The following is a 22,781-nucleotide window of genomic DNA, read 5'->3' as shown; positions in this document are numbered from 1 at the left end:
AGTGATTAATCTCGATCACGTTGAGAGTTTTCTGGCCGTAGTCGCAGCCGGGGGCTTCCGCGACGCCGCAAAACAACTCGACATTTCGCAGTCGACGGTGACGCAGCATATCAAGAAGCTTGAAGAGTCGCTTAAGATGGAAGTGATCGTGCGAAGCAATGCCGGTTGCAGCTTGACAGCCGAGGGTGAAACTTTTTTGCCGTATGCGCAACAGCTCGTCAACCTGGCGTGTAAAGCCGGAACTCTATTTGAAAAGAAAGATGAAATCACGATTGGTGCGAGTTCTAACACGGGCATATACTTGCTTCAGCCATATATAAAAGAGTTTGAAGAGCGAACGCCATTGTCAAACGCATTTGAAATTTGAGCCACTTCGCGCGGTATTGCGCAAAGTAAATCTGAACCAATGATTATTTGGCTGTGGACGGGAAGTGTCCGGCCTTGCGTTGCTGTTTGAGTCGGTAGCTGTCTCCTTTTATTTGGACGATATGTGAGTGATGCAAGATGCGATCAAGCATGGCTGCCGTCAGCGTGGTGTTGCCCCCAAACGTCTGATCCCATTGCGTAAATGGCAGGTTGCTGGTCAGTATCATGGATCCTCCTTTTTCATAGCGCTTGGCAACGATCTGGAAGAAGTGGCTTGCCTGGTCGCCGGTCAACGGCAAGTATCCGATTTCATCGACGATGAGCAAGCGCGGCCCCAACACGTTATGGCGCAGCACGGCGTTATAGCGTTCTTGACGCATGGCAGCCTCCAGTTGCAACATCAGATCTGCTGCGGTGATGAACTTCGTTTTTATGCCCGCTTGGGTTGCGGCGTATCCCAAGGCGATGGCGACATGGGTTTTACCGACGCCAGACGGCCCTAGCAGGATGACGTTCTCTCCCCGATCGATAAACCGCAGGCTTGCCAGTTCATCGAGCTGCTTCTTAGGCGCACCCACGGCAAAGCTGTAATCGTACTGATCCAGGGTCTTGATAGCCGGAAATCCAGCCATACGCACCAGTGTCTGGCGAGAACGTACTTGGCGGGTGTCGCGCTCAAGAGGGTCGGCAGGGATTCATGTAAAAAACCGCAGAAACGAACCTAACCTTATGATTATATTGGAATAATGGTGACTTCGAAATCCAGCGGACCGATCTTCCGGCGGAAGTCGAGTGTGTAGTCTCCAAATCGGTTGATATGGGCCGTGCGGAACGGCGCAAGGCCGCCCAATATCTCCGGCGTGATCTCGGTGCCTTCGTCGCGAAGCTCTCGCAGTACACGTGTCATGCCCACCACGTTGTGCAGGATGATCATGTTGGCCACGAGGTGGTTGTACTTGATGACCTTGCGCTGCTCGTGCCGGATGTTTTCGGCAATGATCCCCTCTCCCCCGAAAAACGACCAGCCGGCAAAGCCGTTGAATTGTTCGCTCTTGTTGGTTTCGGCGTGGATCACCTTGCGCAGTCCGACGTCCCCGATGTAGCTCAGCAGAAACATGGTCCGGATCACTTTGCCGAGTTCGACGAAGGCGAAGTACAGCTTGTTCTTGCGGCTGTAAGTGCCAAGTCGGCGCAGGATGGCCGATGGCGTGATCTTTCCCGTCTTGATAGACACAGCCACCCGCAGCATCGCCGGCAGATGCAGTTCAATCAACTGCCAGTCGATCACGTCGCTGAACAGCGTATTGATGTTCTGGTACACGGTGCCCGCCTGCGGGCGATGGAATTTCAGGTCCTGGATGCCTCGGATGCGCGGCATGAGCTGGATGCCAAGCAAGTGAGCCAGCGCAAAAACCGGGTAGCTCTGTGCCTGCGTGTCACCGTGGATCGTGTCGGGCCGAATGTCGGACTCGTTGCTCATCAGCCCATCCAGGATGTGGATCCCCTCATAGGTGCCACAAGAAATGAAGTGACTGAACAGTGCGATGAACTTGTCGGAGACATGGTAGTAGCCGATGCCGCCGTAGCCGCCATAGCGGATGTGGTGCTCGGACAGTAGGTTCTGCTCGTACAGGTTCCACTTGGTGCCATCGGCCGATGCGTGTTTGCCGGTGCCCCAGTAACCGGGCAGTTCGAACTTGTTGTAGGCGTTAATCACCTTGACGATGGCCTTGTCCAGAAGGTCTTCGCTGACGTATTTCAGGTTCAGCCAGGAAATCTGACGCCGACTCAGACCTTTGATCGATTTGGCGGTCTGAACGGGTCCCAGGTTGCAGCCATAGCAGAACAAGGTCGTGATCACGCGCATGCGCAAGTCCTCAAGGCGACTGTCGGTCCCCGCCAGCGGACGAAACAGCTTGTGAAGGTCCAGCCACCGCTCGGTGTCGATCATCACGTCCACAATGCTGGCCGCCTCCATCCGCTCGGTGATCATGCCGTCGATGCGCGCGGCGGCCTCGACAATGTCTGAGCGAGGCGGTTTTCTGAGGATCAGGCGTCCATCGACGATTTCAGCATGGGCGTTTTCTGGAAATCCGGCATCGATTTCCATGGCTCGCAGCGCCATGGACGATTTCAGCTTCGACACGAAGGCGCCGGGCTCCGTCTCGATGCCCGTGACCTGCCCATAGTCGCCCAGCTCGCGTTCAAAGGTTTCGTCATCGACCAACTGCTCGCGGTAGTCGTCGTAGCGCTCCCCGAACTTGATGAAGAGGTCTCCGGACTTCAGATCGTCCTTGACGGCGTGCATGACGGCCAGCTCAAAATACCGGCGGCGGACGGACTCCGCGCGGCCCTTGCCTGCCGGTTTGACCAGCACAAGCTTTCTCCACTGGGCCGACATCCAGCGCAAATCCGTGTCTTCACTCAGGCCCAGCATGTCCAGCGGTACGGTGTCGGCACGGTTGTCGCGCAGTTTGGAGAGGGCTTCCATCAGCCGCTCCACCACCAGGTCCTCGCTGCTGGCCTTGGGCGACGCGATGTCGATGCAGTTGAGCAGCTGCGCTCGCACCATCTTGTACGGCTGCAGCAGGAACGGCAGGTGGTTGCGCCCGGCATAGGCCAGATGCTGTTCGCATTCGTTCAGCAGCTCGTCCACTTCGGCCACCAGGGTCGTGCTGATGGCTTCGACGCGTTGGGTGTCGGTCCCAACCAACTGGTAGGCACCCAGGATGTCCTTGAGCTGCCCGACCAGCATGTCGGTCTTGTGGACGCGCTCCTGCTGGAAGGACAACAGTTTCTGCCGGGCATTGTTCTCCAGGTTCTGCATGAGACGGATGAACAGGTCGGCAGCGTCGTCCAGCGATTGGGCATGCTGCGCCCGAATGAAGATCACCACCAGCGCATAGCGCTTTTGTGGCTTGAGTTCAGCCATCTCAGTGGCATTGAGCGCGCGCGCCAGCAGCCGGAACTGCTTGAGCTTGGGCACGGGCACGTCGGGCTTGGGAAGTTGCTCCACCAGGTGCTGCAGACGCCGGATGTGCTGGATGTAGGTCCGTGTTTCTTTGTTGGTGGGCCGCTTGGGCTCGCGCTTGAGCATTTGCCAGGGTGACGCCGACTCGCCCGTGGCCGTCTTGAGCAAGCCATCGATCAATGTCTTCGTCTGTGACGTCAGTTGCCCAGCGATGGCGGAGAAATGCTGGTTGTTGCTCTTTTCCCGGGCACGAAACGCCATCCGATCCAGCGTCGAGAAGGCGGGCAATTCGCAGCGATGGTGGACCAACTCCTCCAGCATCACGTTGATGATGTCGGCCACGGCGTGTTTCGTCTCGGCCGCGGTGTCCGCCACAACGCCCAGCCAGGCGTACCCCGCCGGGTTGAGTGGTTTGACGTTCAGATAGCGACGCAATGCTGTGAAGACCACCATGCGCGAGCCCGAGGCCTCAAAGCGCTTGAGGTCCGCCAGCGCTGGCGCCCGCGGAACACCCGCGTGCTGTGCAACGTGTTCCCTGATCACCTGCGGCACATCGGACAGTGTCAGAAAATACCCCAGGCGCTGGAAAACCTTCAGGTGAATGAGGGCGGCCACGCGAGGTAAAGGCCGTTTGCCGACTCCCGCCACCAGCGCCCGTTCCGCCTCGGTGGGTGTGAAGAGTTCTGCCAGCTCCCTCTCAGTGGGGTCGGGCTTCAGATGGGGATAGGCCGTCTCATGAAGCGTAGTCATTCGTGAGGCCTCCCCCGCTGGTGCGTCGTGCCATCCGCCGTCATCATCCCAGCCCTTCAGTCCCAATACGAGTCGGTGGCCGGCTCGTGAAACGCAGCCTCCAGCAGGCACTGGTTGTCCTCGGCGATGCGGTACATGTCATCGAGCAAAGCGGCAATCGCCTCTTCCAGTGAATCCCTGGATTCGTAGGGCACTGTCAGTTCGTACTGTGTGCCCTCGGTATTCAAGCGCTGCATGGCGTAGCGCTCGAAGCAGGTCTGCTCGATCAGCCGCCGGCCTCTCGTCAGCCCGCGCGATTGTGGGCTGAACCGGGCCAGCAACACTGTGACGCGCAGGATTGCCGATGGTGTTGCGAGCTCAGGCAGACGGGGCCTCTGGGCCTGTTCCTTGGTTTGCTCGGCCGGCGCGTGCATCGAAGGCGGTGGTGACCGATCCGCTCGATCTGCTGGGGCCAGTGTTGCGAGACCCGCCTCAAACCGGGCCTGAAGTGCGCTGCCGGAGGCATCCAGATAACGCATGGCCGATTTGACATCCTTCCAGCCCACGTACTCCATGAGTTCCTTGATGTCCCAACCGCTGGCGCGAGCCCAACCGGCAAATCCGCGACGCAGGGAGTGGTGCTGTATGCCTCGGAAGCGGCGACCCCGGCCTCAGCCAAAAGGCTGCGCAACAATGGGATCAGGCTGTTGGCATGCAGCCCTTCTTGACCGATTCGCCCCCAGCGGTCGATCTTGCGAAACACCGGGCCTTGGGTCAGGCCGACCAGACTGACCCATGCCGTGAAAGCCGTCACAGGACACAGGCGGGACAGCGCCGGACATTTGTATACGCGGCCCAGCATCTGCCGATCGCCCTTGCTGCGGCTCAGGTAGCACGACAGCCCTTCGCCAGGCGAGACTTCCACGTTCTCCACCCGCAGGTTGACCAACTCGTCCGATCGAAATCCCCGCCAGAAACCCAGCAGCAGCAAACTGCGGTTGCGGGTGTGGCGAAGCAGCGCCAATCGGTCATCGCTGCGTTCTGCGTTGCCGATGGCCACCCCCAGCCATTGATCGATCTGCTGGACGACATCGATTTCAAGGGGGCGTGCCCGCTTTTCTGCAACCGAGTGAATGGAGCGAATGCCTTTGAGAACCTGGCGCACCAAGGGTGCCTTGGTCGGGTCTGCAAAACCATGGTCGATGTGCCAGCGCGAGAGCGCGGCGAGCCGCTGACGGAGGGTGCTGATCGCCAGCGTGGCCGCGTGGTCAGCCAGGTAACGGGAGGTTGCATCAGCGGTCGTTGGCAGCAAGCCTTTCCACTCCACCTCGAAATGGCGAATGGCTGCGGCATAGCTTCGACGCGTGTTGTCACGCTCGGCGGCCTCGACGTATCGGGAAATTTGGGACATATCGGAAGTCGCTTTTACTTCACCGGCAGGTCGCGAGCCGGGTTGGAATGCTGGTGTGCGATGGTTGGTATTGTGTCGCTCACCTCATGGCAAGCACCCCCAAACCACTCGTGATGATCACGACCCCCATGATTCTCTTTTGCCATCCGACTTTGTCATTGAACAAAAAAATGGAGAGAACTGCAGCGAGCACGATACCGGCGTTGGTGTACGACACGACCTCCGCCGCAGGCAACTGGCGCATGGCGTGGATAACCAAGGCGTAGGCGAGACCGATACAGGTTCCGCCAAGAGCCAGCGACGCGAGATCAATGCGCTGTGCCGGCACCCAACTGCGGGTGTGCCGATGCATGCGCAAGGTCATGCTGATCCAGGATGCCAGGTAGCCGACGGACAGAAAACCCACGAGCCCCATGAAGCTTGGGATGTGTTCGGTGGCCGCCTTGTCACTCAGGGAATAAACGCTTGTCGCCAACATGGCCAGCATGGCCCATCGGAATGCTCGTCGATCCGACCCCTGTTGAGCACTCGATGCCATGACGAGCAAGCCCAGCACGCTGATGCCAATGCCCAGCCAGGCAATGGGCGGGAGATTTTGACCGAAGAACAGCGTGCCCCAGATCGCAATGAAAAGAGGTGAACTGCGCACCAGAGGATAGACCAGTGCGACCGGTGCGTGCTCGTAGGCCCTGGCCAGACCGGAGAAATAAACCACATTGGCTAAATGAGCCCAACCCCTCGAAAAGGTAAAACGAGCGGATTTTCCCCCTGAAACAGAGGATTTGAGGCCAAAACTTATACCGGTATCAGGCCCATTGCCTTCGGTCACGACAGTCAGCTTTGGGTTGCCCAATTCAGGCCTGTCAGAAGCCATTCGTGGCGGCCTTTAACGTGCCCATAGCGGTAGTAGAGAATTTTGATCTGCCTAGCAGATTGCCGTCATTGGCATCATGGTGACCCCGTATTTCTCTAGAAACGGGTGATTGACTGCTGAATACGTTTCAACCGTTTTGCACACCAATCCGAAATTGGAGTGTCCACGCCTGCTCAAGGTAACACAGTATTCAGACAGTTGGGCGGTATCAATGCGCTCCATCGGCTTACAGTTCCAACGCGCTTTTTTGTATGGGGAAATTTGCTAGACCCCAAGACATGCCGATGCTACAGACAAGCCTTTCAACCTCAACCGGAGGTTGGAACGCGGTGATTCCTCCATCAGCCCATTCCGCGAGTCTCACATCAAGAACCAATTTATTGATTCTGCATCGTCACGAAGGTGTCACATAGGCTGGTTATTGTCTCGGTACACAAACATGTCTAGATAACCACACATGAGTCTTTACGCAGTCAGCCGGGATAACGGTGAATCGCTTTATATCCAGATCGCCCGTCAGCTTGAACAGGAAGTCGCCACTGGCTATGGACCTGGCGATTGCCTACCAGCTGAAGGCTTGCTTGCGGTTCGATTTGGCGTCAACCGCCACACTCTGCGCCGGGCGATTGACGAGTTGGTCGAAGCGGGACTGCTGGAGCGTCGTCACGGTCGCGGCGTATTTGTGTTGGATAGCCAGATCGACTACCAGATTGGCACCGGCACACGTTTTACAGAAAATCTCGCCGCCCTCGGCATGCAATCGGAGAACCGCATTCTGTGCCTCCAGACATTGGCCGCAACCGAGCGTGTCGCACAACGCCTGGCGCTCAACTTAGGTGACCGAGTGTTTTGGATTGAAACTTTGCGCACCGCATCTGACCGGCAACTGTGTGTGATTTCGCACTTTATTCCGGTGAACAGATTTCCTGATCTGGATACGCGCTATAGCGGTGAGTCACTTCACCAATTCCTTGCAGCCAACTATGGCTGCAAGTTAAAACGAACTGAAAGCCTGGTGACAGCGGTGCTCCCGCAAGGAGATGACGCGAAGTTGCTGGGTATGCCGCAGAACCGACCGGTGCTGCGCGTAAAGAGTGTCAACGTAGACGAGCGGGATGGAACCCCAGTCGAATACGCCATTACCCGGTTTCGCGCCGACCGGATCCAACTGCGAATCAACCCTTGACCTAGCCGTCTGACAACCTCGTTTTTCTACCTTACAGGAGCCTTTTTAATGTACCCGAAACAATTTGCCCGTCGCGCCCTTTTGGCGCTTGGCCTGAGCGCCGTCACACTCGCATCCTTGAGTGTGAACGCACAAACCCAACACGACGGCAGTGCTGCCAAGCCGTTACGCGTCGTGCTGGTACCTGCTGATGGTGGCACCGAAGATGGCACCAAAAAAGACTTTGAACCCATTTTCTCGGCCATTGGCAAGTCTACTGGACTGGTGTTTGACATCAAAGTCGGCCAGAGTTATGCCACCGTTGTCGAGGCCATGTGCAGCGGCGCTGCCGACATTGCCTGGTACGGTCCAGCCAGCTACTTGCAGGCCAAAGGCCGTGGTTGCGCCGAGTTGTTGGCGCTTGCAGTGCGCCATGGTGAGTCTGTGTATTACTCCGGAATCTTCGCCCGCAACGATGCCGGTATCAACAGCATCAGCGACCTGAAGGGCAAGAAGATTGCGCTGGGTGATGTCAACTCCACCTCAAGCTTCAACGTGCCCGTCGCCATGATGCTGGCCGCAGGCGTCAGCCCGGCACGCGATGCGAGCAGTATCAATATGGCAGGTAGCCATGCCAACGTACTCAAGGCGTTGGCCGAAGGCCTGGTTGATGCTGGCGGTGCTTCATTTGACTCCTTCGAGAAAGCAGTCAACGCCAAGGCCATCGACCCGGCGAAAGTCAAGGTCGTGGTCAAGAGCGCACCCATTCCGTATCCGCCGATTGCCGTTCACCCCAAGGTGTCCGATGCCATCAAGGCCAAGCTGCGCGATGCCTTCAACAACGTAGACAAATTGCCCGGCATCACCAAAGACCAGATTCGTGGCTACGGCGGTGGCAAGGTTGACGGTTACACCGCCAAGGTCAGCGAGCAGGACATGGCTAACGCTGGCAAGATGTTTGATCTGGTCACCGACCAGGTCAAGACCGACATCATGAAAAAAGCTAGCACGCGCTAAGCCCCGTTTTCACAACTTGACTGTGCGGGGTTACGGCCCCGCATGGTTCTCAACCGGAGAACGGTCATGATCCGATTCAAAGCTCTTTCTAAAACTTGGCCTGACGGCACCCAGGCGGTCACCAATGTGTCGCTGGATATCCCGCACGGCCAGTTCTGCGTCATTCTGGGCCCCTCGGGCGCTGGCAAATCGACGCTGTTGCGCGCCGTCAATGGTTTGATGAAGCCCACGCACGGTAGCGTCAGTATTGATGGTGTGGAATTGTCTGCGTCCAGCGAACGGGCCCTGCGCCAGCGCGTGGCCATGATTCATCAGCACTTCAACCTGACCAACCGCATGAGTGTGGCCGGTAATGTGTTGGCGGGCCTGTTGCCGGTGGTGCCCACGGTGCGTGCGCTGCTGGGCTGGTTCCGGCCTGAGCACCGGGCCAAAGCCTGCCAATTGCTGAACGGTGTGGGCCTGAGCCCCGCCCATTTGCAACGCCGCGCGGGCGACCTGTCTGGCGGACAACAACAACGCGTAGGTATTGCCCGCGCCTTCATGCTTGACCCCGAAGTGGTGTTGGCGGACGAGCCCGTGGCCAGCCTGGATCCCAAAATTTCACGAGACATCCTCACACTGATCCGCGATGCAGCCCGTGAGCGTGGTACGACCGTGCTGTGCAGCCTGCACCAGATTGACCTGGCGCGCGAGTTTGGCGACCGCATCGTTGGCATGCGCGACGGCCAGGTGGTGTTTGACGGCACGCCCGCCGAATTTACGGATGAGCGTGTACGGGCTCTCTACCACGGTGCGCAATGGGAAGACCAGCCAACGCAGGTGACTGACGAATCGTCCAACACCGCGCACACACACCCAGTCATGGAGCCGGCCCTGGCCTGAGAACCCCATATGAACATGAAACCGATACCCGTGCCTGCAGCGGGCACTGCGCTGCATTGGCAGCTGGACGCACCCTACACCGCGCGCCATGTGCTCATCGTTCTGGCCTTGCTGGTCGTCATTCTCTTCACCGGCCACCGCACTGAAATGGACAAGATGGTGGTCATGAGCGCACAGGCTGTGGGCAACCTGGTGGGCGTGGTGGATGACTCCCAGGTGGTGCGCGGGCTGTCTCGCGTTGGCCAATCCATGTGGCCCCCGGTTGCGGGTGAAAAGGAAGAAGTGGCCCGCTTGCCCAATCTGGACAAGAATCATTTGCCCTGGTTTTCCTACATTGAAGTGCAGGAGCGCACCGAACAGCGACTCAACCCGCAAACGCTTCAAATGGAAACAGAGACCGAGCGGCTTGAGTACCTTGTCCAGCCCGTGGGGTACCTCTGGACAGTGTTCATCAAGATGATCGAGACCTTTGAAATAGCGATTTGGGGTACCTTGCTGTCGATCCTGGTCTCTGCCCCGTTGGCCTACTATGCGGCGCGTAACTACAGCCCAAACGGAACGACCTACACCCTGGCGCGCGGCACCATCAGCCTGTTGCGCTCGGCACCCGAGCTAATCGTGGCGCTGTTTTTGGTGCTGGCCTATGGCTTTGGCCCCATTGCGGGGGTGTTGGCGCTAGGTTTGCATGCCGCAGGTTTTCTGGGCAAGTTTTACGCCGAGGACATCGAGAATGCCGACAAAAAACCCCAGGAAGCACTCGAAGCCATTGGCGCGGGCAAGCTCAAAACGTTGTGGTACGGCGTCATTCCTCAGGTCATGCCGCAGTACATCGCGTACTCCATGTACATCCTGGACCGAAACCTGCGCATGGCAACGGTCATTGGCCTGGTGGGAGCGGGCGGCATCGGGCAGGAGCTCAAAGGCCGCTTTGACATGTTTCAGTACGGGCATGTCGCCACTATCTTGCTGGCCATCTTCATTGCGGTGTTCTTGCTGGACCAGTTTTCGGCCCGGCTGCGCGCCAAGTTGATCTGAGGGCTGCCCATGTCTATCACGACCCAACTCCCGACACCTTGTTGTCTAGATGTCTCTATAAATTTAATAAAACAAGGAGCCCCTGTATGAGGCCTTCCCCGCCACCACTTGATGTGACGTATGCACGCGCCCAATGGCCCCGGCTATTCTTGGCTTGCCCTGCTGAGTCTGTGCGTGCGCTGGCCCGCAGCCTGTGCGAACAGCACCAGGTGCAAGACATCCAGTTGCCTCAATCCGGCCTGGCCTTGCTCAAACTGCGCGACAGCGCCCAAGGCGATGCCTATTACCCCGGGGAGGTGCCACTGGCCATTGCGCACGTTCGCGTGACCAGCTCTGACGGTGCCTGCGTTGAAGGTGCCGCGCAATTGCTGGATGACCGTACCAGCCTGGCACGCGCCATTGCCGTGCTGGATGCCGTATTGGCAGCGCAACTGTCTGGTCATGCAGAAGCGCAGGCTTTGCTGACAACCGGCGCAGCACTTCTGGCCGAACAAACTGCGCAGCGGCGCGCCTTGATGGCCAGCACGCGGGTTGACTTTGCGCTGCTGGGCACCACCGAGGAGGAAAACGATGATGAATGAACGCATGAGTGCAGACCTTCAGGCCTGGAGCGCACCCCGCCAACAAACCGTATTTCGCCAGTTGCTAAGCGCCTTCAGCTTCCCTGGTCGTATTGAAACTCTGACCGAAGGTGACGCCTTGACGCAAACCCTGGCCACGCTGGTCGACCGGGAGGCCACGCTGGCTGACCCGCAAAACCTTCTGAATGACTTGACACGCCAACGCCTGCAAGCCCGTATGACCGGGCCCGAGCGTGCGCAATTCATTGTGGCTGCTGGCGGCTTGCCCCCGATCTTCGAGCCGACCCTGGGCACGCTGGAGTCACCTGAACAGGGTGCAACGATTTTGCTGAAAGTGGCATTCCTTGGCAAAGGCGCGTGCTGGCAACTCACCGGCCCCGGCATCGCCACCACCCAAACACTGGCCATCGCCGGTCTGGATCCGGCCTGGCTGGTGCGCCGCCAAGCCTGGAACGAAGGTTTCCCGCTGGGTGTGGACCTGATTCTGATGGATGAAACCCGCGTCGTCGCATTACCCAGAACCACCTTAGCCATTGGCAGCACCGCAGCAATCGCATCACAAGGAGAAACAGCATGGGTTATGTAGCCATCAAGGGTGGCGGTCGGGCCATTGAAGGCTCGCACGCAGCTGCAGAAGCCTTGCGCACCGCCGAGGGCGATGCCGGATCGCCACTGACTTTGTCGACCATCGAGCACCAGTTGCGCCTGCTGACCTCGCGCGTGGTGTCCGAGGGCGGCTTGTACCACCCGCGTCTGGCAGCACTCGCCATCAAGCAAATGCAAGGTGACACGCTGGAAGCGGCGTTTGCCCTGCGCGCTTACCGTTCCACCAAGCCACGGCTGCTGGAGATGCCGGTGCAAGACACCTCCAACATGCGGCTGATCCGGCGCATCTCGTCAGCCTTCAAGGATATCCCTGGTGGTCAGATGCTGGGTGCCACTTACGATTACGCGCTGCGTCTGATGCGCATGGATCTGGCCGATGAGTCCCCACAGGCATTTCGCGATGTGGCCAAGCGCTTTCGGCAAGCGCAGCCCGAGACGGATTTGCCCGACACCTTTCCCAAGGTGCTTGATGCCCTGCGCGCCGATGGCTTGCTACCACCGCTGGCAAGCCGCAGTGTGGAAGCTTTTGACATCACGCGCGAGCCGCTGGTGTTCCCGGTGCCGCGCTCGGCGGCGCTCGCCACCATGGCACGGGCTGAAACCGGTTCACTGCTGGCCATTGCGTACTCCAACATGCGCGGCTATGGCGACGTGCATCCCACCATTGCCGAACTGCGCGTAGGCTACCTGCCGGTGATGCTGCCGCACCCGGTAACGGGTGAGTTGATCGAGGCCGGTGAGGTCTTGATGACCGAATGCGAAGTGGTCGCCATGTACGAGGGCGGCGATAACGACGGCCCGCCGGTGTTCACCCTGGGCTATGGCGCGTGTTTCGGACACAACGAGGTCAAAGCCATTGCGATGGCGATTCTCGACCGCGCGCTGCAAAAAGGCATGCGCGACGGCCCCAGCAACCCCTCGGAAGACCCCGAGTTTGTGCTGTTGCATGTGGATGGCGTGGACTCAATGGGTTTCGCCAGCCACTACAAGATGCCGCACTACGTGACCTTCCAATCTGACATGGACCGCCTGCGCACGACACAAAGCAAGGCCACGCCAACCACAAACACGTCGTTGAAAGGAATCAAGGCATGAACCCCGGTTATGAATTGCCACAAGATGAAGCGGCCTACAGCTTCGGTTTTCTGGATGAATACGCCAAGCGCGAGGTGCGTCGTTGCATTCTCAAGGCCATCAGCATCCCCGGTTACCAAACGCCTTACGCCTCGCGCGAGATGCCCATGGGGCGCGGCTTTGGTACGGGTGGCCTGCAAGTGACCTTGTCGCTGATTGGCCCGGATGACGCCCTGAAGGTGATTGACCAGGGCTCAGACGATTCGGTCAACGCGGTCAGCCTGCGCCAGTTTGTGGAGCTCACTTGCCCCGGCATCGACACCACCGAGTCCACACAGCAAGCCACGCTGATTCAGTCGCGCCACCGCATTCCAGAAACACCATTAACAGAAGCCCAAGTGCTGGTGCTGCAAGTGCCGTACCCTGATCCATTGGTGCTGGTCGAACCTTCAGAAGCCCGGCGCAAGGTGATGCATGGTGAGGGCGATTACTCGCGGCTGTTGACCAAGCTGTACGAGGACCTCGTGCATTTCGATGAGATCACCATCTCACACCGTTACCCCACACGCATCAACGGCCACTATGTGATCGACCCCAGCCCGATCCCGCGCTATGACGTGCCACTACTGCACCAGTCCAAAGCACTGGTGTTATTGGGGGCCGGGCGCGAAAAGAAAATCTACGCCGTGCCGCCCTACACCAAGGCCGAGCCACTGGTGTTTGACGATGTTCCGTTTCGCACCGAAGACTTCACCGATACGAAGGGCCAGCGCCACACCTGTGCGCGCTGTGGTGCTGCGGACTCGTTTTTGGACGAGATCATCCCGTCAGAGGAAGCCAGCGGTGCGCAAAAGACCTGGCAATGCTCTGATTCTGATTACTGCAATCAGCAACTGGCCCAGCGCAAGCGGCTCACTGCGGAGGAAAACGCATGAAGAAAATTCTTGAAGTCCGTGGCCTGTCCAAAATCTACGGTCGCGGCTGCCCACAGTGTTTTGAGTCCACCGGCCCCGAGTTGGATACCAACATCTGTCCCCACTGCGGCTCGGTAGTGGCAGCACACAACGTGAGCCTGGACCTGCACGAAGGCGAGATTCTCGGCATCATGGGCGAATCAGGCAGTGGAAAATCCACCGTGGTCAAAAACTTGTTTTTTGACGAAGCCCCCACGGCTGGCGAAGCCTTGTTTTTCGACACTGCGCAGGGTGGACAGCAATGGGACATGTTTGCCCTCAACGCTGCCCGCCAGCGCTGGCTGCGCAACCACCGCTTTGGCATGGTGTACCAAAACCCGCATCTGGGTCTGAACTTCAACGTGTCGGCCGGCGGCAACATTGCCGAGCGTTTGCTCATGAGTGACATCAGCCACTACGGCGACATCCGCGAGCGGGCCCGGCAGTTGCTGGCACGCACCGAGGTGCTGATTGACCGCATGGACGAATCACCCAAAAAGTTCTCTGGCGGTATGCAGCAACGCGTGCAAATTGCCAAGGCGCTGGCAACAAGGCCACCGCTGCTCTACCTTGACGAAGTGACCACTGGCCTGGACTTGTCAGTACAGGCACGCATTCTGGATTTGATTCTTGAAATCCAGCAAGAGCTGCGCACCGCCATGATCGTCGTCACCCACGACCTGGGTGTGATCCGTTTGCTGGCCGGGCGAACCCTGGTCATGAAGTATGGGCGCGTGATTGAGTCAGGCCTGACCGATCAAATTCTGGAAGACCCGCAGCACGCTTACACCCAGCGGCTGGTCGCCTCAGCCTTGTAAGGAACACTGTGATGCAACCTATTCTTGAAATCGACGGCTTGAGCAAACACTTCCAATTGCACGAGCAAAACAAGCTGATTCCCTCCTGCGCCAACGTTCATCTGCAGGTTTACACCGGGCAATTGACCGCTTTGATTGGCCCCACAGGCGCTGGCAAGTCGTCGGTGCTGAAGTGCGTTTACCGCACCTACTTGCCCTCGGGCGGGCGCATGGTTTACCGGGATGCAGAAGGCCACCGCACCGACCTGGCACAAGCCAGTGAGCATCGCATGCTGGAACTTCGCCAGCGCGACATCGGCTTTGTCACCCAGTTTTTGCACTGCCTGCCACGGCGCAGCGCGCTGGACGTGGTGTGTGAGCCTCTGGTGGCGCAAGGTGTAGAGCGGGAAGCGGCCCGCGCGCGCGCCAGTGAACTGCTGGGCCTGCTGAATGTGCCCGAGCGCCTGTGGGGCGTGCCACCTGCCACCTTTTCTGGCGGCGAAAAACAGCGCGTCAACCTGGCGCGGGGTCTGATTGCGCGGCCCCGGCTGCTGCTGCTGGACGAACCCACGGCCAGCTTGGACCCGACGACCACCGAGCGCGTCATCGGGCTGATCAACAGCATCAAGGCCGAAGGCGTGGCCATGCTCGCCATTTTTCACCACCCTGATCTAGTGCAGCGCCTGGCTGACCGCGTGGTGGAACTCACACCGCCGGTGGCGGTATCTGACATTCTGGAGACCTGTGCATCATGAGCCGTTTACTTTTGACCCACGCCCGTGTCGTTTTTGCCGACGAGGTGCGTGACGATGTAGCCATCCTGATCGACAACGGCATCATTGCGGCACTCGACCCCGAAACGGTGGGCAACACCCGCACCCTGGACCTAGCCGGACACTTGTTGATCCCCGGCATGATTGACCTGCACTGTGATGCGCTGGAAAAGGAAGTTGAACCCCGCCCAGGCGTTCATTTTCCGCTGGACTTTGCCTGTGCACAAGCCGACAAGCGCAATGCCATGGCGGGCATCACCACGGTGTTTCACGCATTGTCTTTTGCCAACCATGAACTCGGCGTGCGCAACAACGGTTTTGCCGCCGAGATTGCACGCGCAGTCCATGCCTGGCAGGCCCACGCGCTGGTGGACAACCGGGTGCATGTGCGTTACGAGGTCACGGACGACACCGCGCCACCGGTGTTGTCAGAGCTTTTGAGGCACGGCCATGCACACCTGCTGTCCTTCATGGACCACAGCCCCGGGCAAGGCCAATTTCAGGACGTGGCAGCTTATCGCGCCTACCTTGCGCGCACGTACAAAACATCTGATACCGAGTTTGAGACCCTGCTGGCCGGTAAACAGGCCGCAGCCGCTGGCGCCATGGCACGCATGTCCGCGCTGGCGGTCGTTGCACGCGCGCATGGCGTATCGATTGCTAGTCATGATGACGACAGTGCCGAAAAGGTCGATGCACTGGCAAGTCTGGGTGCCGTGATCTCCGAATTTCCAACGAACCTGGCAGCCGCCCAGGCCGCGCGTAGCCGTGGCATGGCAACGCTTTTTGGTGCCCCCAACATCCTGCGTGGCAAATCACAGTCGGGCAACATGCGCGCGCTGGACGCGGTGCTCGAAGGTGTGGTCGATTGCCTGTGCGGCGACTACTCGGCGGCTGCCTTACTGCCGTCGGTGTTGAAATTGCCAGAACTGGCTGGCATTGGTCTGGCGGATGCCATCAGCCTGGTGACGCGCAACCCGGCGCGTGCTGCAGGATTCACGGACCGGGGCGAAATCGTCGTTGGCAAACGAGCCGATCTGGTGGCCGTCAAATACCTGGGCGGCTTGCCACAGGCCGATCGGGTGTGGGTGGCTGGGGTGGCTGCGTTGTCAGCACATTTTGATCATGTGTGAAGGTGCGGCAATGACTGCACGTCTGATCTATGTCGTCGGTGCCTCGGGCAGTGGCAAGGACAGTTTGATGAGCTATGCGAGAAGTCGTCTGGCTAATGAAAGCCAGGTGGTGTTTGCCCACCGCTACATCACCCGCTCTGCCGACGCAGGTGGGGAAAACCATGTGGCCTTGACGCAAGAGGAGTTCGACTCCCGGCGCAGGGCGGGTTTGATGGCCATGCATTGGGAGAGCCATGGCCACGCCTATGGCCTCGGGATTGAGGTCAACCAATGGCTGGCCAAAGGCATCACTGTGGTGGTGAATGGGTCGCGGGAATATCTTGAGACGGCGGCACAGCGCTATCCAGAGCTTGTGCCGGTGTGGGTTGAGGTATCGCCCGAGGTGCGGCGTGCGCGATTGCAAGCGCGTGGCCGCGAGGGTGCAGAAGAGATCGAGAAGCGCCTGGCGCGTGCGCCAAAAAATCAGGTTTTGGGTCGCCGTGGCGAGCTGATCCGCAACGATGGCGAACTCCGCTTGGCCGGTGACACGCTGGTGAACTTGATTCGCCATGGCAGTGGCAGCGAGGCAGTTTCGTGCGCGTAACTTTCTTAGGCACTGGTGCTGCCGGTGGTGTGCCATTGTTTGGTTGCGGCTGTGTGGCCTGCGAGCGTGCCCGATTGGGGCCAGCGTTTGTACGCCGACCTTGCTCGGCACTGATTGAGTCAGGTAACACGCGCATCTTGCTGGATGCCGGATTGACGGATCTTCATGAACGGTTTGCCCCAGGTGATTTGGATGCCATTGTGCTGACGCATTTTCACCCCGACCATGTGCAGGGCCTGTTTCATCTGCGCTGGGGTGTCGGTGCGCGCCTTGCCGTTTACGGGCCACCCGACTCGGAGGGTTGCGCCGACCTGTACAAACACCCTGGTGTATTGGAATTCCATGCATTAGCCAAGTTTGAGCCGCTAAGCATTGGGGCATTGACACTGACACCAGTGCCCCTGATTCACTCTAAAGTGACATTTGGCTACGCTATCGAATCCTCTAGCGGTAGCCGCTTTGCCTACCTGACCGATACGCTGGGCCTGCCGCCCCATACTGAAACCTTTCTGACCGACTGGCGTCCACACGGCCTGGCCCTCGATTGCAGCTACCCGCCACGGGATGGCCCCAAAAATCACAACGACTGGACCACGGCTGCTGGGGTCATCGACAAGGTCAAGCCCCAGCGTGCCTGGCTCACACACATCAGCCACACGCTGGATGCCTGGTTGCTGGAAACCGGCGCGTCATCGCCTCGCGCTGCCATCGCCATGGATGGTGATCGAGTTGACCTGCAAGCAGGTTTGGATCGTCCGAGTTCCTGATGGACAACAGCGCAGCGCTTGCCTTGGTGACCTCGGTCATCATGCACGTGACCTGGAATTTGATTGCTCGGCACCAGGCGCGGGAAGCTTACCCCTTGTGGTGGGTCCTGCTGGCCCACCTGGTGTTATTAGGGCCGTGGGGACTGTATTCACTTTTCACCGAGGTGCAGTGGACGCCCACCCTGGTGAAATGGGTCGTGATTTCTGCGAGCGCCAACGTGGTTTATTTCATGGGTTTGCGCCGCGCCTACGACTATGCGCCTGTGGCCTTCGTTTACCCGCTGGTGCGCAGTTCCCCTATCTTGATCGCTTTGTGGAGCATGCTGTTCCTGGGCGAGACGATGGGCGGTTTTGCCTGGACAGGACTTTTCGTTAGCGTTCTTGGGTTGCTTGTTCTGGCACGCGTGGGCGGCAATGCACACGATATCCGGGCCTTGCCATGGGCAATGGCGGCGATGTTCGCGACCAGCATCTACTCACTGACAGATCGGGCCGCCACCGCTCACATTCCAGGCTTTGGCGGGTTGGTAGGATTCATCACCATCGGCTATTTTGCATCCTGGCTGGCGCTGACGATTGATCTGCGTCGAACCACCGGGGGATGGCGACCCCAGGCCCGAATCAGCATGCCCGTGACTGTTGTCGGGGGACTGTGCATTGGCCTGGCCTATGCGCTGGTTATTCACGCCATGCGTTCGATGCCAGCCGCCATCGTCGTTGCGTTTACAAATGCAGGAATTGTTCTGGCGAGCCTGGCATCCATCTTTGTTTTCAAGGAAAGGGCCGCTTGGAAAGCAAGGGCATCAGCAGCCTTTATCATTTGCGCAGGTCTGCTGATGCTTTCATTCAGAAACTGATGCAGGTTACGTGTTTAGGTGGCCCAATTGTTGACGCTGGTCGAAAATTGACCCACTTTGAAGGCTTCTGCTGATCGAAAACTGACCCAGGTGTTCTACTTGTCCTGCCCAATTTTTGGGCGGGAGACAACAGAGGATGATCACCATGGAAATGCTTGGGAAGATTCGACGGCTGTACCTGCGCGACAAGTTGTCGCTGCATGAAATTGCGAAGCGCACCGGTCTGTCGCGCAACACGGTACGCAAATGGCTGCGTACATCAGAGGAGGTCGCGGCGCCGGCGTACCGGCGCGAAGCGGGGCCTGGCAAGTTGACGCCGTTTCACAGCGCGCTGGAATTGGCGCTCAAGGCCGACGCCCACCGCATCAAGCAGAACCGCCGCACCGCCAAGGACTTGTTCGCCGAAATCAAGGCCAGCGGCTACACCGGCGCCTACTGCCAGGTCACCGCCTACATCCGGGGCTGGCGCGAGACGGAAGGCAAGGCCCCGCATGCTTTCGTTCCGCTCAGCTTCGAGCAGGGTGAGGCCTTCCAGTTCGACTGGAGCGAGGAAGGTCTGGTCATCGGCGGGATCTACCGGCGCATGCAGGTCTCGCACATGAAGCTGTGCGCCAGCCGCGCGTTCTGGCTGGTGGCCTATCCCAGTCAGGGACACGAGATGCTATTCGATGCCCACACCCGCTCTTTCGCGGCGCTCGGCGGGGTCCCCCGCCGAGGTATCTACGACAACATGAAGACCGCCGTGGACAAGGTCCAGAAGAGAAAAGGCCGTATCGTCAACGCGCGCTTTTCCGTCATGTGCGCGCACTACCTGTTCGATCCCGATTTCTGCAACGTCGCGTCAGGCTGGGAGAAAGGTGTGGTCGAGAAGAACGTGCAGGACAGCCGGCGCCGCATCTGGATCGACGCCCAGGCACGCCAGTTCGGTTCCTTCGCCGAACTCAATGCATGGCTGGGAGAGCGCTGCCGGGCTCTGTGGGGGCAACTGCGCCATCCCGACCATCCCGCCTTCAGCGTGGCCGATATGCTGGAGCAGGAACAGACGCAGATGATGCCCATGCCGACGCCGTTCGACGGCTACGTGGAAAAGCCGGCGCGCGTGTCGTCGACCTGCCTGGTCACGGTGCAGCGCAACCGCTATTCGGTGCCCTGCGAGCTGGCCGGCAAGATGGTCAGCACGCGGCTGTACCCGACGCGGGTGTGCGTGGTGGCCGGAGACGCGATCGTTGCAGATCACGAACGCATCGTCGACCGCAAGCAGGTGCGCTACGACTGGCAGCACTACATCCCGCTGCTCGAACGCAAGCCGGGCGCGCTGCGCAACGGCGCCCCGTTCGCCGACATGCCAGCGCCGCTCCAGCGCCTCAAGCAGGGACTGATGCGCCACGCCGGCGGCGACAGGGTCATGGCGCAGGTGCTGGCGGCGGTCCCCACGGCGGGCTTGTCCGCGGTGCTGGTGGCGGTGGAGCTGGTGATCGAATCCGGCGTGCTCAGCGCCGAACATGTCGAGAACGTGCTGGCGCGGCTCAACGCCCCGCCAGAACCCGAGCGCGTGGAGACCAGCCTGGAACTGAGCGAGGCGCCGCTGGCCAACACCGGCCGCTACGACAGCCTGCGCGATGCCGCCAACGGCGCGCTGGAGGTGGACCATGCATGATGTGACCGCCGAACTCAAAGAGCTGCGCCTGCACGGCATGGCCAGCGCATGGACCGATCTGCTGGCCCAAGGCGAAAACGCCGTCTCGTCGTCCAAGTGGCTGATCGAGCACCTGCTGCGCGCCGAGCACACCGACCGCGCCATGCGTTCCGTAAGCCACCAGATGAGCGCGGCCAAGTTCCCTGCGCACCGCGACTTGGCCGGCTTCGACTTCGAGGCGAGCAAGGTGGACCAGGCGTTGGTGCGACGGTTGGCCACGCTCGCCTTCACCGACACGGCGCAGAACGCCGTGTTCATCGGTGGCCCCGGCACAGGCAAGACGCATCTGGCGACGGCCATCGCAGTGGCGGGTATAGCGGCGATGGGCAAGCGGGTGCGCTTCTACTCGACGGTCGACCTGGTCAACGCCCTGGAGCGGGAAAAACGGGAAGGCAAGGCCGGGCGGATCGCCCAGTCGCTGCTGCGCATTGACCTCGTTATTTTGGACGAGCTGGGCTACCTTCCGTTCAGCCAGGCCGGCGGTGCGCTGCTGTTCCACCTGCTCTCCAAACTGTACGAGCACACCAGCGTGGCCATCACCACCAACCTCAGTTTCGCGGAATGGTCGGCCGTGTTCGGCGACGCCAAGATGACCACGGCGCTACTGGACCGGCTGACGCACCATTGCCATATTGTCGAGACGGGCAATGACTCCTACCGCTTCCAGCACAGCAGCATGGCGGCTAAAGGGAGAATCAAGGAGCGTGAGCAGAAGCGCAAGGCCGGCAAGGCCGATCCGCAGGCCGAACCGTTCTGATATGCCACAACAGAATTTAAGTAGATAAATCGTTTATATCGTTAATCTAACATCTGCAACCCCAAGGGGGATTCGCTACGGGCTGCGCCCTACGCGAATCCCCCTTGTTATTTGGTACACTTATCCACAGCCGCTGCTTCAAACGCGGCACCCCGCACCTGGGTCAAAATTCAATCAGCAGGGTGGGTCAGTTTTCAATCAGCGCCAACACCCGATCACCAATCGCACGTTCGACCAACTGCAACTGCAGCGTCATTGCCGTAAGCGGCGAGCGCAGTTCGTGTGCGGCATCGGCAATAAAGGCGCGTTGCGCAATCAGCGCATTGTCAAACCGATACATCAGACCATTAATTGCTTTTACAACTGGACGCAGATCAGGTGGCATATCCTCTTCCACAACAGGGACAAGTGCATCTGCAGACTTACCTGCCATGGTCTGAGCGAGCCGCTCTAAGGGCTTCAGGGCGTGTTCTACTACGACTAGGATCATTACAGCCAGAACGAACGCCAGAACTAGAAGCGGTGCGCCGGCACGCAGCGCCATGCGCACGGCTAGCAGGTCTCGCACAGCGACCGCTTGTGCTACTTGCACGTAACGAGCATTCCGGGTTTTCCCATAGATACGCCATTCCTGGCCGCGCAGGCTTACTGTCAAAAACCCATCGAGCACGTAGCGAGGCATTAGCTGCTGGCTAACTGAAAGCCGTAATGGTTGTCCGGCTTGATCCCACGCCTGTAGTGTGTACTCTTCTTCAGGATCCTCAGGAGCGCGTGATCCGGTGCCTGGCAAAAATTCATCGGGCAGCGCCAGCGCCAGTTGGCGTAGTTGGAGATCAGCTAGTTCATTGACTTCATGAAGTAGCGATTGATAAAGAAAATATGCTGACGCTAGAATACATATCAGAGCCGTCCCTAAGAGTCCTAGCAGTAGTTGTTGGCGTATAGTTTTCATCATTGCATCCAAAATTGCTCAACTCGCCATACTACAGTGTGCTGGCTGAGCGCAACTTCAGCCAGCTATTCAGCTTGTGTTGGAATCATGCCTGACGCCACAGTCATTCGCAGACTTTTATCGTGCTATCAGAACCCTATGTTCGATGATGACTTTCGAAGAAGATCGACCTGCGCTTGGGCCAAGGTCGTGGTTTCACCGAGTTCAGAACCAGATGCGATAAAAAACTCGATCCTTGTCCATGAGCATGTGCTTGAACCCAGCAAGCACATGCAGGACGATCAGGCCTATTAGGATAAAGGCCAAGATTGAATGCACGGCAAAAAACTGTTCCGCAATATCATGACTGGGAGCCGTCCATGAGGGGAGTTTTATTCCAAAGAGGGCGACACCTCGCTTGGTATAAGACGCCCCTATCAATCCGATAGCGGGCATTGCCAGCATGCAGCCATAAAGCAACCACTGCGTAAAGCTCGCCACTTTCCTCTGCCACACTGGAACTGTGTCCGGTAGCGGCTCAGGCTTGTGTGAGAGTCGCCAAATGAGGCGAAATAGAACCAGTATCAGGAGCAACAGACCAAAGGATTTGTGTTGATCAAAATACCAGCCGCTACCGGGATCATCTTCGATTGACATCATGTACCAGCCTACGCATAGCAGTCCGATGATCAGAAATGCAGAAATCCAATGTAACCAAATCGCTGGTTGTCGATATTTCCAGCCGTGATCGGATACTGGGCCATAGTTAGTGTGTTTCTCCATGTCGTTTCCTTGGTTGACTTTATTACTTACAAATATCTAT

Annotated in this window: 23 protein-coding genes and 1 pseudogene; 17 read left to right on the top strand and 7 right to left on the bottom strand. The window is 58.9% G+C overall.

From position 1 onward, the window contains the following. The first annotated feature begins 1 nt into the window (after position 1). Positions 2–367 (top strand): LysR family transcriptional regulator, encoded by a 366-nt coding sequence (locus LPB67_RS18845; protein WP_262838876.1) that lies wholly within the window; start codon positions 2–4, stop codon positions 365–367. 43 nt (positions 368–410) lie between these two features. On the opposite strand, the pseudogene istB (LPB67_RS18840) reads toward LPB67_RS18845, so the two are convergent. The 5 genes and pseudogenes from istB (LPB67_RS18840) to LPB67_RS18825 all read right to left on the bottom strand — a co-directional run. Next, positions 411–1,043: pseudogene (gene istB / locus LPB67_RS18840) on the bottom strand (IS21-like element helper ATPase IstB); the annotation flags it as partial. Positions 1,044–1,099: 56 nt separating this feature from the next. Next, positions 1,100–4,087 carry a Tn3 family transposase gene (locus LPB67_RS18835; RefSeq protein WP_034396199.1) on the bottom strand — a complete coding sequence of 996 codons (2,988 nt, stop codon included), beginning with the start codon at positions 4,085–4,087 and terminating at the stop codon, positions 1,100–1,102. Between the two features lie 56 nt (positions 4,088–4,143). Next, positions 4,144–4,323, bottom strand: a complete 180-nt coding sequence (locus tag LPB67_RS18830; protein WP_262838874.1) for a hypothetical protein — start codon at positions 4,321–4,323, stop codon at positions 4,144–4,146. 47 nt (positions 4,324–4,370) lie between these two features. Then, a complete protein-coding gene (locus tag LPB67_RS19220; RefSeq protein ID WP_410482762.1) occupies positions 4,371–5,477 on the bottom strand; it encodes a hypothetical protein in 1,107 nt (368 codons plus the stop codon). A 79-nt stretch (positions 5,478–5,556) separates the two neighbouring features. After that, entirely contained in the window at positions 5,557–6,351 is a 795-nt protein-coding gene (locus LPB67_RS18825) for an EamA family transporter (protein WP_262838873.1), read from the bottom strand. Positions 6,352–6,808: 457 nt separating this feature from the next. Between LPB67_RS18825 and phnF the strand changes: the two genes are divergently transcribed. The 16 genes from phnF (at position 6,809) to istB (LPB67_RS18745) (ending at position 21,027) form a co-directional block, all read left to right on the top strand. Continuing rightward, the gene (gene phnF / locus LPB67_RS18820; RefSeq protein WP_262838872.1) at positions 6,809–7,537 is read left to right on the top strand and encodes a phosphonate metabolism transcriptional regulator PhnF; all 729 of its coding nucleotides are present in this window, start codon (positions 6,809–6,811) and stop codon (positions 7,535–7,537) included. A gap of 48 nt (positions 7,538–7,585) precedes the next feature. Continuing rightward, positions 7,586–8,533, top strand: a complete 948-nt coding sequence (locus tag LPB67_RS18815; protein WP_262838870.1) for a phosphate/phosphite/phosphonate ABC transporter substrate-binding protein — start codon at positions 7,586–7,588, stop codon at positions 8,531–8,533. Between the two features lie 66 nt (positions 8,534–8,599). Then, positions 8,600–9,415: a phosphonate ABC transporter ATP-binding protein gene (gene phnC, locus LPB67_RS18810; RefSeq protein WP_262838868.1), complete on the top strand. Its 816-nt coding sequence runs from the start codon at positions 8,600–8,602 to the stop codon at positions 9,413–9,415. Between the two features lie 15 nt (positions 9,416–9,430). After that, the gene (phnE, locus tag LPB67_RS18805) at positions 9,431–10,450 is read left to right on the top strand and encodes a phosphonate ABC transporter, permease protein PhnE (protein ID WP_262838866.1); all 1,020 of its coding nucleotides are present in this window, start codon (positions 9,431–9,433) and stop codon (positions 10,448–10,450) included. An 86-nt stretch (positions 10,451–10,536) separates the two neighbouring features. Further along, positions 10,537–11,031 (top strand): phosphonate C-P lyase system protein PhnG, encoded by a 495-nt coding sequence (phnG, locus tag LPB67_RS18800; RefSeq protein ID WP_262838865.1) that lies wholly within the window; start codon positions 10,537–10,539, stop codon positions 11,029–11,031. A gap of 4 nt (positions 11,032–11,035) precedes the next feature. Next, on the top strand, positions 11,036–11,617 hold the full coding sequence (gene phnH / locus LPB67_RS18795; RefSeq protein WP_262838864.1) for a phosphonate C-P lyase system protein PhnH: 582 nt from the start codon (positions 11,036–11,038) through the stop codon (positions 11,615–11,617). Then, a complete protein-coding gene (locus tag LPB67_RS18790) occupies positions 11,605–12,732 on the top strand; it encodes a carbon-phosphorus lyase complex subunit PhnI (RefSeq protein ID WP_262838862.1) in 1,128 nt (375 codons plus the stop codon). The genes phnH and LPB67_RS18790 overlap by 13 nt, the downstream gene beginning before the upstream one ends. Continuing rightward, on the top strand, positions 12,729–13,646 hold the full coding sequence (locus LPB67_RS18785; protein ID WP_262838861.1) for an alpha-D-ribose 1-methylphosphonate 5-phosphate C-P-lyase PhnJ: 918 nt from the start codon (positions 12,729–12,731) through the stop codon (positions 13,644–13,646). The genes LPB67_RS18790 and LPB67_RS18785 overlap by 4 nt, the downstream gene beginning before the upstream one ends. After that, the gene (locus LPB67_RS18780; RefSeq protein WP_262838859.1) at positions 13,643–14,482 is read left to right on the top strand and encodes an ATP-binding cassette domain-containing protein; all 840 of its coding nucleotides are present in this window, start codon (positions 13,643–13,645) and stop codon (positions 14,480–14,482) included. Before LPB67_RS18785 ends, LPB67_RS18780 begins: the two co-directional genes overlap by 4 nt. Positions 14,483–14,493: 11 nt before the next feature. Next, on the top strand, positions 14,494–15,216 hold the full coding sequence (gene phnL, locus LPB67_RS18775) for a phosphonate C-P lyase system protein PhnL (RefSeq protein ID WP_262838858.1): 723 nt from the start codon (positions 14,494–14,496) through the stop codon (positions 15,214–15,216). After that, positions 15,213–16,367, top strand: a complete 1,155-nt coding sequence (locus tag LPB67_RS18770; RefSeq protein ID WP_262838856.1) for an alpha-D-ribose 1-methylphosphonate 5-triphosphate diphosphatase — start codon at positions 15,213–15,215, stop codon at positions 16,365–16,367. Before phnL ends, LPB67_RS18770 begins: the two co-directional genes overlap by 4 nt. Before the next feature lie 10 nt (positions 16,368–16,377). Next, the gene (phnN, locus tag LPB67_RS18765) at positions 16,378–16,950 is read left to right on the top strand and encodes a phosphonate metabolism protein/1,5-bisphosphokinase (PRPP-forming) PhnN (protein WP_262838855.1); all 573 of its coding nucleotides are present in this window, start codon (positions 16,378–16,380) and stop codon (positions 16,948–16,950) included. Beyond that, positions 16,941–17,717, top strand: a complete 777-nt coding sequence (gene phnP / locus LPB67_RS18760) for a phosphonate metabolism protein PhnP (RefSeq protein WP_262838854.1) — start codon at positions 16,941–16,943, stop codon at positions 17,715–17,717. Before phnN ends, phnP begins: the two co-directional genes overlap by 10 nt. After that, positions 17,717–18,574, top strand: coding sequence for an EamA family transporter (locus tag LPB67_RS18755; RefSeq protein ID WP_262838853.1), 858 nt, complete (start codon positions 17,717–17,719; stop codon positions 18,572–18,574). Before phnP ends, LPB67_RS18755 begins: the two co-directional genes overlap by 1 nt. A gap of 145 nt (positions 18,575–18,719) precedes the next feature. After that, the gene (gene istA / locus LPB67_RS18750; RefSeq protein ID WP_262838852.1) at positions 18,720–20,231 is read left to right on the top strand and encodes an IS21 family transposase; all 1,512 of its coding nucleotides are present in this window, start codon (positions 18,720–18,722) and stop codon (positions 20,229–20,231) included. Next, on the top strand, positions 20,224–21,027 hold the full coding sequence (istB, locus tag LPB67_RS18745) for an IS21-like element helper ATPase IstB (protein ID WP_262838851.1): 804 nt from the start codon (positions 20,224–20,226) through the stop codon (positions 21,025–21,027). Before istA ends, istB (LPB67_RS18745) begins: the two co-directional genes overlap by 8 nt. Positions 21,028–21,214: 187 nt before the next feature. Here the strand turns inward: istB (LPB67_RS18745) and LPB67_RS18740 are convergent, their stop codons facing one another. Beyond that, entirely contained in the window at positions 21,215–21,979 is a 765-nt protein-coding gene (locus LPB67_RS18740; protein ID WP_262838849.1) for a histidine kinase dimerization/phospho-acceptor domain-containing protein, read from the bottom strand. Between the two features lie 204 nt (positions 21,980–22,183). Then, positions 22,184–22,741 carry a cytochrome b gene (locus LPB67_RS18735; protein ID WP_262838848.1) on the bottom strand — a complete coding sequence of 186 codons (558 nt, stop codon included), beginning with the start codon at positions 22,739–22,741 and terminating at the stop codon, positions 22,184–22,186. Between the last annotated feature and the right edge of the window lie 40 nt (positions 22,742–22,781).

The sequence above is a fragment of the Undibacterium sp. Jales W-56 genome (assembly GCF_025548535.1).
In the GTDB taxonomy this organism is placed as follows: domain Bacteria; phylum Pseudomonadota; class Gammaproteobacteria; order Burkholderiales; family Burkholderiaceae_D; genus Undibacterium.
This window is presented reverse-complemented; position numbering and strand designations above follow the sequence as displayed.